11 protein-coding genes are annotated in these 12,618 nt (G+C 58.6%); 7 read left to right on the plus strand and 4 right to left on the minus strand.

Annotation, left to right across the window (positions count from 1 at the left end):
- Window positions 1-56: 56 nt before the first annotated feature.
- The 7 genes from QPL96_RS01070 (at window position 57) to yjgA (ending at window position 5,829) form a co-directional block, all read left to right on the plus strand.
- Window positions 57-1,583, plus strand: coding sequence for an RNA polymerase factor sigma-54 (locus QPL96_RS01070; protein WP_303284999.1), 1,527 nt, complete (start codon window positions 57-59; stop codon window positions 1,581-1,583).
- 100 nt (window positions 1,584-1,683) lie between these two features.
- Window positions 1,684-1,992, plus strand: coding sequence for a ribosome hibernation promoting factor (hpf, locus tag QPL96_RS01075; RefSeq protein WP_303285000.1), 309 nt, complete (start codon window positions 1,684-1,686; stop codon window positions 1,990-1,992).
- An 86-nt stretch (window positions 1,993-2,078) separates the two neighbouring features.
- A complete protein-coding gene (gene ptsN / locus QPL96_RS01080) occupies window positions 2,079-2,549 on the plus strand; it encodes a PTS IIA-like nitrogen regulatory protein PtsN (RefSeq protein ID WP_303285002.1) in 471 nt (156 codons plus the stop codon).
- A gap of 27 nt (window positions 2,550-2,576) precedes the next feature.
- Entirely contained in the window at window positions 2,577-3,461 is an 885-nt protein-coding gene (gene rapZ / locus QPL96_RS01085) for an RNase adapter RapZ (RefSeq protein WP_303285004.1), read from the plus strand.
- Window positions 3,462-3,468: 7 nt separating this feature from the next.
- Complete coding sequence (locus tag QPL96_RS01090) at window positions 3,469-3,738, plus strand: HPr family phosphocarrier protein (RefSeq protein WP_303285005.1); 270 nt, start codon at window positions 3,469-3,471, stop codon at window positions 3,736-3,738.
- Window positions 3,739-3,868: 130 nt separating this feature from the next.
- Entirely contained in the window at window positions 3,869-5,230 is a 1,362-nt protein-coding gene (mgtE, locus tag QPL96_RS01095; RefSeq protein ID WP_303285006.1) for a magnesium transporter, read from the plus strand.
- Between the two features lie 62 nt (window positions 5,231-5,292).
- Window positions 5,293-5,829 carry a ribosome biogenesis factor YjgA gene (gene yjgA / locus QPL96_RS01100; RefSeq protein WP_303285007.1) on the plus strand — a complete coding sequence of 179 codons (537 nt, stop codon included), beginning with the start codon at window positions 5,293-5,295 and terminating at the stop codon, window positions 5,827-5,829.
- Between the two features lie 53 nt (window positions 5,830-5,882).
- Here the strand turns inward: yjgA and QPL96_RS01105 are convergent, their stop codons facing one another.
- From QPL96_RS01105 to QPL96_RS01120, 4 genes are read right to left on the minus strand one after another with little or no spacing between them, the layout of a single operon-like run.
- Complete coding sequence (locus QPL96_RS01105; RefSeq protein WP_303285008.1) at window positions 5,883-6,725, minus strand: carbon-nitrogen hydrolase family protein; 843 nt, start codon at window positions 6,723-6,725, stop codon at window positions 5,883-5,885.
- Between the two features lie 15 nt (window positions 6,726-6,740).
- Complete coding sequence (locus QPL96_RS01110; RefSeq protein WP_303285009.1) at window positions 6,741-10,493, minus strand: YhdP family protein; 3,753 nt, start codon at window positions 10,491-10,493, stop codon at window positions 6,741-6,743.
- Window positions 10,494-10,533: 40 nt separating this feature from the next.
- Window positions 10,534-12,015: a ribonuclease G gene (gene rng / locus QPL96_RS01115; RefSeq protein WP_303285011.1), complete on the minus strand. Its 1,482-nt coding sequence runs from the start codon at window positions 12,013-12,015 to the stop codon at window positions 10,534-10,536.
- Entirely contained in the window at window positions 12,012-12,617 is a 606-nt protein-coding gene (locus tag QPL96_RS01120) for a nucleoside triphosphate pyrophosphatase (protein ID WP_303285012.1), read from the minus strand. The genes rng and QPL96_RS01120 overlap by 4 nt, the downstream gene beginning before the upstream one ends.
- Between the last annotated feature and the right edge of the window lies 1 nt (window position 12,618).

Here is a 12,618-nt window from a genome sequence, read left to right on the forward strand (position 1 = left end):
AAGATTTTTTTCACTACCCACGACACCGGGAGCTGATGAGTGACGGATCCTGAACCATGGTGATGAAAGCCTCCTTACAGTTAAAGCTGGGTCAAAGCCTGACCATGACGCCCCAACTGCAACAGGCGATCCGGCTTCTACAGCTTTCGACTCTCGACCTTCAGCAGGAAATCCAGCAGGCCCTGGAATCCAACCCCATGCTGGAAACGTCCGAGAATGAGGATCAGCCGGAAACCGACACCGGCAATGACGAACGGGAGGCCAATGCCACCGAGTCTGCCGCTGAAACGGCTCCCGAGCCTTCACCCGACTGGGATGAAAGCGAAAACGGTCCGGACTGGTCCTCGGAAAACGAAATCCCGGATAACATTCCGGACGATCTTCCGGTCGACACCGCCTGGGACGATATCTACCAGTCCGCACCGGCACCTGCCGCCCGGAACGATGACGAAAACGATCACGATTTCGAGACCCGCAACTCCCCCACTGACACGCTTCAGGATCACCTGGAATGGCAACTGAACCTGACCCCGATGAGCGAACGGGACCAGGCCATTGCACACGCCTTGATGGATGCAGTGGATGAGCGCGGTTACCTGACCAGTTCCCTGGAAGAGATTCATTCCGGGTTGCTGGATGAAAACGAAGAAGACCCCCTTGAGCTGGATGAAGTCGAGGCAGTCCTGCACCGGCTGCAGCATTTTGACCCTCCTGGCGTGTTCGCCCGGGACCTGCAGGAATGCCTGCTGATCCAGCTCAACCAGTTGCCGCCGGAGACGCCCTGGCTGGCCCAGGCTCGCCTGGTCATCACCCATTACATCAATCTGCTCGGCAACCGCGACTACGCCCAACTGTTGCGCCGAAGCCGCCTGAAAGAAGACCAACTGCGGGATGTACTGGCCCTGATTACCGGCCTCAATCCCCGTCCCGGTGACGTGATTGACCGCGCCGAACCTGACTATGTGATTCCGGATGTGATTGTTCGCAAGCACAACAGCCGCTGGCGCGTTGAACTGAACCCGGAAATTGCCCCGCGCATCCGCGTCAATGCCAGCTATGCTTCTCTTATAAGGCGTGCGGACAGCAGTGCCGACAACACTTACCTGCGGGATCAGCTGCAGGAGGCGAAATGGTTTATCAAGAGCCTGCAGAGCCGTAATGAAACCCTGCTGAAAGTAGCGACCCGCATTGTCGAGCACCAGCAAGGATTCCTGGACCAGGGTGAAGAAGCCATGAAACCGCTGATCCTTTCTGATATCGCCCAGGCGGTTGAGATGCATGAGTCCACGATTTCCCGGGTAACCACCCAGAAATACATGCACACCCCCCGGGGAATTTTCGAGCTGAAATATTTCTTCTCCAGCCATGTCAGCACTGACGAAGGCGGTGAATGTTCTTCCACGGCAATCCGCGCGATGATCAAAAAGCTGATTGCCGCGGAAATGCCCAAAAAGCCGTTGAGCGACAGTAAAATTGCAGCCATGCTAGGGGAACAGGGAATCAAGGTTGCGCGACGCACAGTTGCCAAGTACCGGGAGGCCATGCACATTCCGCCTTCGAACGAACGCAAACGACTGGTCTGAACACCCGGGGTCCGGGCGCAACGCACTATTCGCCGGCGCACAATGCACCAGCACCCAGACCGGCTCCCAGGAGCCGGAACGATGACAACAGGAGACGCCTATGCAACTCAATATTTCAGGCCATCACGTAGAACTGACTCCCGCACTGAAGGATTATGTTTCAGAGAAGTTCCAGAAACTCGAGCGTCACTTTGACCATATCAGCAACTGCCAGGTAACCCTGGAAGTGGAAAAAGTACGCCAGATAGCGGAAGCCACGCTGCACGTGGTTGGTGGTGACCTTCACGCAAAGGCAGAAAATGAGGATATGTACGCAGCCATCGATGCCCTGATCGACAAACTGGACCGCCAGATCCTCAAACACAAGGAAAAGAATGTAGACCGGATGCACGGAAACGGCTCTCGCTAACTGGCTGTTTTCATGCAAGTCATCCAATCGAGCTGCGACATGGCTTACGTGTCGCAGCCTTTTTTTAACGGAAATGCAGTCGATCCATGAGCGACACATCCCTGACCATAGACAACATACTTGCACCGGAGCTCACCCTCTGTCGGGTGTCGGCATCCAGCAAGAAACGGGCTCTGGAGTTTATTGCCGAGCAGATAAATCACCAGGACAATACCCTCAGTGAAACCCAGATATTCAATAACCTGATCTCACGGGAACGTCTGGGCAGCACCGGTATTGGCCAGGGAATTGCCATCCCGCACTGCCGCCTGGAAGGCCTGGATCACGTGGTGGGCGTACTGATGACGCTGGAAGAAAGTGTCGAGTTCGACGCCATCGACAACCAGCCGGTAGATCTGATCTTCGCTCTGATTGTGCCCAAGGAGGCCACCAGCGAACACCTGGAACTGCTCAGCCAGCTGGCGGAAAAATTCAACGAGCGGTCGTTCTGTGATCGCCTGCGACAATCCGAGGACGCCAGCACCCTGTATGAGCGCATGACCGCCTCGGGCGGATGACATTCATTGCAGTGGAGGTACGTGGTCATGAAACTGATTATCGTCAGCGGCAGGTCAGGGTCGGGCAAGAGTACCGCACTTCATGTGCTGGAAGATCTGGGCTTCTATTGCATCGACAACCTCCCGATCGGCCTGCTTTTCCCCCTTACCCGGGAAGCCGCCAGCCAGACAACACCGGGCCGGCTCGGCAAGATGGCCGTGAGCATCGACGCCCGCAACCTCTCTGGAGAACTGGCCAACTTCGAAGAGATCTATCGCCGCCTCCAGGAAACAGGGGTGACCCTAGAGATCATCTTCCTGGATGCCGACGAACAATCCCTGCTGCAGCGTTTCCATGCGACTCGCAGAAAGCACCCGTTGAGCGACGACAAGACCTCTCTGCGGGAAGCCATCACCAGCGAAAAAAAACTTCTTGAACCACTTTCCAAGCTGTCCGATCTGTATGTGAACACCACCGGTATGTCCATGTACGAACTCCGGGATATGGTGAAGCAGCGGGTGGTCGGCAGGAAGGACCAGGAACTTGCCCTGCTGTTCCAGTCGTTTGGCTTCAAGCACGGTGTGCCGCTGGATTCCGACTATGTCTTCGATGTTCGTTGCCTGCCCAACCCCTACTGGGATACCAGTCTCAGGAAATACGTGGGCACCGATCAGCCGGTGATTGAGTTCCTGGAGAAAGAACCGGCAAGCCGGAAGATGATCGATGATCTCAAGACTTTCCTGGGCACCTGGTTACCTTCCTTCGCGGACAGCAACCGCAGCTACATGACCATTTCCATTGGCTGTACCGGAGGCCAGCACCGCTCTGTGTATGTGTGCGAGCAACTGGGAGAGCACTTCCGGCAACGCTACAACAATGTCCAGGTGCGGCACACCGAACTGCCACATTTGCAAACACGGGAAGAGATCTGACCAGCCCATGATTCGCCGCCCGATTACCATTATCAACAAACTGGGGTTGCACGCCCGTGCCACCGCCAAGCTGGTTGCCACAGCCTCCGAATTCGACAGCAGCGTGAGAATCGCTGGCAAGGGCCGGGATGTAGACGCCAAAAACATCATGCAGGTGATGATGCTGGCAGCCAGCAAAGGCACGGATGTGGAGCTCATTGCCGACGGACCGGACGAGGAGCAGGCCATCGATGCACTGGTGGAGCTCATCAACGATTATTTTGGCGAGGGCGAATAAAAATGGGGTCAGATGAACTTTTCATCTGACCCCATTTTCATCTGACCCCGATTTAATTTCCTACAACTCTTTCTCACCGATAGCGCCTAACTCCGCTATAATACAGGCGTTTTCTCACGCCGGGTGATTCATGACCGATATTCTGGAAAAAAGCCAGGCCCGCCAGCGCCTTCGCTCCCTGAGCGAAGCCCTGGACAGTGGCGCGCTGAAGCAGGTTGCACGCATCCTGAACGGTGGCCTGAGCCCCAGCGACATTGCTCACCTGCTGGAATCTTCGCCGCCCCGGCAGCGGGCGCTGTTATGGAATCTGGTCGACAAGCAACTGGAAGGGGAAGTCCTCCAGTACCTGAGCGATGATATTCGCGGATATTTCCTGAGCCAACTGAACGCCCAGGAACTGGCGGACATTATTGAGGATTTCGAGTCGGACGACCTGGCCGACTTGCTGCAGCAGTTGCCGGACACGGTGATCCAGGAGGTTCTGGACACCATGGACGAGCAGGACCGCCAGCGTGTGGAAGAGGTCCTTTCCTACCCGGAGGACACCGCCGGCGGCCTGATGAACACGGACACCATCACGGTGCGCCCGGACATCAGCATTGACGTTGTACTGCGTTACCTTCGCCGGCACCGTACCTTGCCGCCCATGACCGACAGCCTGATTGTGGTCAGCCGGCGCGATGAATTCATCGGTATGCTGCCGATCACCAAGATGCTGGTATCCAACCCTGCCTCGACCGTACGGGAAGTCATGGACACCGACATCGAGCCCATTCCCGTTAGCCTCTCCGACACCAAGGTCGCGACACTGTTCGAGCGCTACGATCTGATCTCGGCACCGGTGGTGAACGACGAAGGCCGGTTGCTGGGCCGGATCACCATCGATGACGTGGTTGACGTTATCCGCGAGGATGCGGATCACTCGCTGATGAGCATGGCCGGTCTGGACGAAGATGAAGATACCTTTGCTCCGGTCTGGAAAACCACGCGCCGCCGGGCGATCTGGCTCGGGATTAACCTGGTTACCGCGCTTACGGCATCGGCAGTGATCGGCATATTCGAGGCGACCATCGCCAAAGTAGTGGCGCTTGCGGTGCTGATGCCAATTGTTGCCAGCATGGGCGGCATTGCCGGCAGCCAGACCCTGACTCTGGTCATCCGGGGCATGGCCGTCGGGCAAATCAGCGGCGCCAACGTTCGTTGGCTGCTGAACCGGGAGTTTCTTTCCGGCATCCTTAACGGGCTGCTCTGGGCGGCGGTGGTCGCCGGTGCTGCCATGCTCTGGTTCCAGGAGGTGCTGATTGGAGCCATTATTGCGGCCGCCCTGGTGATCAATCTTGTTGCAGCGGCGCTGGTGGGCACGGTGCTGCCGCTGTTTCTCAAGTCACGTAATATCGATCCGGCTCTGGCTGGTAGCGTGATACTGACAACCGTGACGGATGTGGTTGGATTCATGGCCTTTCTTGGCCTGGCGACCATTTTCTACGCCTGATAGGCGAACATGGGGTCAGATGAAAGCTTTCATCTGACCCCGACTTTACGGCTACTGGATTTATGAAAGACAACCACGACAACCCCGACAACGACGCGCCGGAATACGACGGCCCCAGCAAGTCCCAGCTCAAACGGGAAATGCATGCACTGCAGGACCTGGGCAGGCGGATGCTCGACCTGGGCAAGGATCAACTGGAAACCCTGCCGATCAGTGATAGCCTGAGGGCTGCCATCGAGGAATCCCGGCGCATCCGCCAGAATGAGGCCAGGCGACGGCACCTCCAGTACATCGGCAAGATCATCCGCCAGGAAGACGATCCCGAGGCCCTGAAAAAAGCCATCGACGCCTTTGATGCCGGTAGTGAAGAACACACCCGCAGACACCACCTGGCCGAACGCTGGCGCGACCGGATGATTGCCGAGGGCGATTCGGTGGTGGGGGAATTCTTCAGCTACTGCCCGGGGGCAGACATGCAGCACCTGCGCAATCTGGCCCGGAACGCCCGCAAGGATGTCGAAAAACAGAAAAACACCGGCCAGTCCCGGAAACTGTTCCGTTATCTTCGGGAGTGCATCGACGACGCTGAAGCTGTGTGAAAACGGGGTCAGATGAAAATGGGGTCAGATGAACTTTTCATCTGACCCCATTTTCAGCTTAGCCGACGGTGCTCCCAGACCGGCATTCGGGTACGGAGGTTGGCAATCTGCTCTGGGTCGAGTTCCGCGGAGACCACACCCGGACCCTCGCCAATTTCAGTCACTACCCTGCCCCAGGGATCGCAGATCAGGCTATGGCCGTAGGTCTGCCGCCGTTCACTGTTCTGACCACCCTGCCCGGCGGCCACCACCCAGACCTGGTTTTCGATGGCCCGGGCCCGGATCAATGGGTGCCAATGGGCATCGCCGGTCTGCCAGGTGAAGGCGCTAGGCAGGCATACCCAGTCGGCCTCCTGCTCTCTCAGCGCCCTGAACAGCTCCGGGAAGCGCAGATCGTAGCAGATGGCAAGTCCCAGCTTCCCAGCCGGCGTGTCCACGGTAACGACCTGCTCCCCCGGCTCAAAGGTGTCGGACTCACGATACTGGCCATGGGCGTCTTCAACCATGGCATCAAACAGGTGGATCTTGTCATAACGGGCAACCTCTATTCCCTGGTCATCAAACACCAGGCAGGTTGCACGGACCCGGGCCTCGATATCTGAACCATCCGGGCGTTGCGCCAGCGGCATCGAGCCGCCGACGATCCAGATCCCGAGCTTCCGGGCCTGTTCCGCCAGAAAGGCCCGTATCACCGGGTCGGGGCCGGCTTCCTTGCGGCCACAATCAACCATCTGGCTGCTTGCCAAGACCGCAAAATTTTCCGGCAGCACCGCTACCCCGGCCCCCTGTCCCGCGGCCTCCGCCAGCAATCGCTCCGCTTCGGCCAGGTTGGCCCGGATATCATGGCTGCTGACCATCTGAATGGCTGCAACCCGACTGCAAACACCTTCGCTCATGACCGTCTCCCGTTCTTATTGACCGGTATCAAATACCCGCTGCAAATCCACTTTCGGCTGACCCCATGTACCTGTAACACGGTAGGTCGCACTGGTCAGCTTGCTCAGAGGATCACCCAGAACCTTGTCCAGCACAAACAGGGCGCCACCAATGGGCGCGCCGGCTCCCATCAGCAGTGCCGCCAGGGGCAGATTCTGGGTCAGGGGCAACACAACCACCAACCGCATATTTAGCTGCTCACTGGCCATATTGGTGGCTCCACTGAGTTTGAAGGCACCGGAGGGGCCCACCACCTGAAGTTCGGGATCCATCGTCAGTAAGCCGCGGGTAATCTGAGCCTTGCCAGAAATGGCATCGAATGCCACGCCTCGCTCGTACAGATCGGAAAAATCGAGCTTAAGCCGCCGCCACAGCGTATCCGAGTTCAGGAGATTGAAAATGCGGAACAACTGGGCGCTATTGTTACGCTCAAGAATCACCCCCTCATCCAGTCTCAGACTGACCGAGCCATTGAGCTCCGCTATCGAGAATTCATCCGGACGACCGGGCCAGTCCAGATCCAGTTGAATGTTGGTGGCCTCGTTGGTAACCGGCATGTCGGTGTCGAACAGGTTGTTCAGATCTGCCAGGGCACCACCGGTAATAGCCCCCCAAAACCGGCTTGTCTCCCGCTCGTCAACAATACTCCAGGTCATGTTACCCGTCAGTGTCAGGGAGTTTAACCGCCCCTCCATGTCAGTGACGTTGAGCCGGTGCGGCTCGGGGCGAAGTCGGAAGGCCCAGCCGCCCAATGAATCAGCGTTCAGTTGGAGATCGGCGATGGTTACGTCAATGTCTGGCCAGTTGCCCATATCCAGGGCCCGGAACGCTTCGAGCTGTTTGTTCAGGGTGAGAAAATCCGCGGGCTCCTTCGCAGTTCCCTCGCCGCGCATGAGTCGCAGAACCTCAAAATCCGCCATGATCGTATCGCCATTGTCCGGGATCAGCACCTGACCCCTCGCGCGCTTTGAGTCGGTCTTGACGACCCAGCGGTCGCCGAGATCCAGGGCATTGATGTCAATATCGGTCAACAGCTGGTTCCCGAGGTAGATGTGGTCCAGGCGAAGGTCAAATCCGGTCTTCTTCCACAACAGATCGAATGCCAGCCGGTTTTCCCATTCTCCGGTGATGCTCAGGCCGCCGGCAGCAGAGGGTTTGATAACCGCCCTGAGGGGCGCCGCTTCACCAGCGGGTTTTGACAGCGGCTCCGGCCACTCAACGGCCAGGCCCTCGAGGCTGGAGCGCACCCGGATGCCGGAGGTCGAATCCACCCCCATGTCCAGTTCGGCGATGTAGGACACCCTTCCCTGGAGGCCGAGACCGGCCTTTGCCGAAAGACCCGCGCTGGCAAACACACCGGGCACCGGAAGTTCGCCTGACTGGCTGACGCTCAGGGCGGCCCCTGAGCGGGCCCGACTGAACGCCATGGTGACGGGCTCACCGAAAAACTTCGCCGCCAGCGGGCCACCGGAAAAGCCGTCTTCGCTGTGGTAGGTCAGTTCGCCGTGAACATCCTCCCAGGCCAGACCGGCGGAGGGGTACACAACAGAACCGTCAGCAACAGCAATGTTGGCCTCAACCACGGGAGCTTGCCCCGAGCCAAGCGGCAGATCAATACCGAGAACGAGCTGGTACTGGCCACCGTACTGCAATTTTCGGGCTTCCCTTCCGGCCATCTCCCCCAGTGGGCTGTTGTCCATCCAGTAACCCAGCGACTCTCCGGGTACCCTTGCCGAGACATCGACCCTGACCCGGGCATTTTCCCCGGGAATGACCCTGACCGAACTCGGATTCAGGTTCAGCCCCCCGGTCTTGCCAGCGTCGAGGCTGACCAGTGTGTTGCCGTTATGAACTTCCACCCGGCCCCGGGCAGAGCGAACCTCCGGCCAGTTTTCGTCATAACGAACAGTGGCCTGGTCGAACTGGAAACCCATAGAGGAAACGAAGGTGCCCCGCGGAGCATCAGGACCTATCTGGCCATGACCGTAGTAGACTCCGGAGGTGATATCCGCCTCGAGGATGGCTGTTGTCAGCCACTCGTACAATCCGGGGTTGACCACTTTGACCGGCACAAAATCGGCCAGCATCCCGGCGGTGCCGTTCTTCAACGACACCCTGAGGCCAAGGTTGTCCTCGCCCTCGCGGTCCAGCTTCAGGTCAAACGCGCCCTCGATTTCCGTGCTCTCGTTGTAGACCATACGAACACTATCGGAGAATACCCGGGTGATGGGACCGTCCAGTTGCCAGGCGATCTGGCCCTCAAGTGCCGGGAATGACCAGGCGCCACCAAACAGTTCAGGAAACTCGAGGCTTACGGGTGCCTCCCCGGTCGCAACCCGAACATAGCCGCTATTTCTGTCCAGAAAGATAGTGCCGTTAACAGACGTGACCCCGGGTGCCCCGCCGTAGGCCCGGACACTGGCATCCCGGAGCCGGCCCGAAAGCTCGAATTTCTCCGGAGACTGGTCAGGCAGGTACACTTCAAGCTGGTCAAGGAATCCGCCAGGGCGATAATTGCGCAGGGCCCTCAGGGCCGGTTCCGGCAGGATCGGAAGTCTCGAGGCCAGGCGGCGGGTGGGCGCAAGGGGCAGCGCATCGGCGATCACCGACATACCGCCATCCGAAGGCGCCAGGCGCAGGCTAAACGGGGAAACTACGTCACCATTCCAGGTCCACTGGAGCTGTTTGATATGCCATTCCCCCAGGGCGAAGGAGTCGGACCCGCTCAGTTTCTCATCGGCCATAACGCTATGGTGGCGACGCCAGCCAAATCGCGCGCGAATGTCTTCCAGAGGCGCAAGTGACTCATGCCCCACACCCAGTTGCAGGTACGGTGTCCGGACACTGCCCGTCACCTGCTGCAACTGACCGTCCCGGAACGTCAGCCAGGCCTCACCACCAAGATCAAACCCCTCCAGTCGAAGCATCCGCCACTGGTATTCGTCGATCAGGTCGTCGAACAGCCGTCCCGAATCCACATCAAGATACAGCTGGCCGGTAAAATCACCCCGGAAGAAGTGCTCCCCCACCAGGGCGAAGCTGGCCAGTTGCTGGGTCGTGCCAGACTGCATGGCCCGGCCAGAGGCATGGAACAGTCCACGGCGATACTCCAGATCCAGTTGGGGAATGTCCAGATGGCGACGGTTGCCCTGACTGTCCCGGATACCAAGATCCACCCGGGTGAACTTCACATGGGGATCAGACAGCCAGTTGCCGGCAAGCTCCAGCCACTCATGCAGCTGGTTGCTGACCAGCCCCGGAATGTCGGCACCCAGCACTGCCACATTGCCGCTCTGTTCCCGGGTAACCGTGAGTTCCAGCCCTTCGGCTTCAAAATCTTCGAACACAACCCTCAATCGCCTCAGGGATGCCAGGGCATCAAGCCGGATATTGAGGTACTCCAGGTTTGCCACAACAACACCGGTTTCAGTGTTGCTGACCCGGATATCACGGGCGGAAAAGGAAGGATCAAGCCAGTACCAGCGGGAGGAAAGACTGCCAATACTGACGTTGTGCCCCAGTCGGTCAGAAAGTTCACGAGCCAGATCGTCGCGAAAGCTGTCTACGTTCCGGGTCAACTGGCGGCCCAGGCCAGCATAGAGGGCGAATAGCACCAGCACGACCAACAGCAACCACCAGATCAGGCTGGCAAGGCGTGCCGCCAGCCGAACCGGAGGGCTCTCTGACAGGTTCTCCGGAAGCGGCGGCTCGTGATCGGTGGAGGACATCCGGGCACCTTACTCCACAACCCGGCGGATTGCCCCGGGCTCAGAGCAAAACGACATCGTACTGCTCCTGGCTGTATAACGGCTCTACCTGGAAACGAATGGTTTTGCTGATAAAAGTCTCCAGATCGGCCACGTTGTCTGATTCTTCATCCAGCAGGCGGTCGACCACACTCTGTGATGCCATCACCAGGTAACTCTCGGCATCGTAGGCGCGGTTGACCCGGAGAATCTCCCGAAAGATCTCGTAGCACACGGTCTCGGTGGTTTTGAGGAATCCGCGGCCGTCACAGATCGGGCAGGGCTCACACAGCACCTGGCCGAGACTCTCTGTGGTGCGTTTGCGGGTCATCTCCACCAGGCCCAGTTCCGATACGCCGGTAATCTTGGTTTTGGCGTGATCACGCTCCAGCATTTTTTCCAGCATGCGGTGCACCTGACGCTGATGTTCGGGATCTTCCATGTCGATAAAATCAATAATGATGATGCCACCGAGATTTCGCAAACGCAGCTGGCGGCTGATGGCGCGGGCGGCCTCGAGATTGGTTTTGAAGATGGTTTCTTCCAGATTCCTGTGGCCCACAAACGCACCGGTATTGATATCGATGGTGGTCATTGCCTCGGTCTGATCGATGATCACGTACCCGCCGGACTTGAGCTGGACCTTGCGGCTCAGGGCTTTCTGGATCTCGTCTTCCACCGAGTAGAGATCGAATATGGGCCGCTCTCCCGGATAACACTCAACCTTGTCGGAAAATTCCGACACGAACTCATCCACAAACTCCATTACCCGCTGGTGACTTTCACGGCTGTCGATGCGGACTTTCTCGGTCTGGGGCCGGATCAGATCCCGGATGGTACGAATGAACAGAGGCAGATCCTGGTAGACTACCGCCGGTGCCTGAACGCGGGAAATCCGCTCATGGATGGACTGACTCAACCGGTGCAGGTAGGTCATGTCGCCAGCCAGGTCTTCCGGTAATGCTGCCTCGGCAGCGGTCCGGATGATGTAGCCACCCCGAACATCCGAGTCCCCTGCGGCGGCTTCTTCGACTACCGATTTCAGTCGTGCCCGCTCGGTGTCGTCTTCAATCCTCTGGGAAATACCCACATGGCTGACACCGGGCATGAACACCAGGTACCGGGAGGGGATGGAGAGCTGGGTTGTCAGCCTCGCGCCCTTGGTGCCAATCGGGTCTTTGGTGACCTGGACGACCAGAGACTGGCCCTCACGAAGCAGGCTGCGAATGTCCGGAACGGTTTTCGGGGTATCGGCCGGATCGCCGCCATTGGACTGGCTCGGAGCCACATCGGAGGCATGGATAAACGCCGCCCGCTCCAGACCAATATCGACGAACGCCGCTTCCATGCCCGGCAATACCCGCACCACCTTGCCCTTGTAGATGTTCCCGACAATGCCTTTCCTGCTGGTGCGCTCAATATAGGCTTCCTGCAGCATGCCGTTCTCGACCAGAGCCACGCGGGTTTCCACGGGTGTGACGTTGATCAGGATCTCTTCACTCATGATGTTTGGCTCTCCAGACTGCGCGGCCAGTTTCTCCAGACCGGGTAACCAGCATCGGCCAGCAGTGCTGCTGTTTCCTGCACAGGCAATCCAACCACGGCACTGTAGCTGCCCCGGAGCTCATTGACAAAAATACCACCAAGGCCCTGAATTCCATAACTTCCGGCCTTGTCCATTGGTTCACCACTGGCAACGTAGGCCTCGATTTCGCCAGCAGATAAAGCCCTGAATCGGACTTCGGTCACCACGAGCCGGGAGTGGCATACGCCATCCCAAGCCAGCGCCACAGCGGTCATCACCTGATGGGTCGCACCAGAGAGCCGGGCCAGCATCGCCCTGGCCTCGCTGGCGCCGGAGGGTTTACCGAGGATGACACGATCAAGAACCACGGACGTATCCGAACCCAGTACCAGGCATTCCGGAGAGGATTGCGCCACCGCCAGAGCCTTCGCCCGGGCCAGCCGCTCCACATAGTGTTCCGGCGTTTCGCCAGCCCCCGGTGTTTCATCAATATCCGCCGGACGAACCAAAAAGCTCAGGCCGATCTGCTGCAACAGCTCTGCCCGGCGGGGAGAAGCCGAGGCAAGAATGATTGGCGACATG

Origin of the sequence: Marinobacter sp. SS8-8 (assembly GCF_030540945.1) — a bacterium.
Classification (GTDB): domain Bacteria; phylum Pseudomonadota; class Gammaproteobacteria; order Pseudomonadales; family Oleiphilaceae; genus Marinobacter.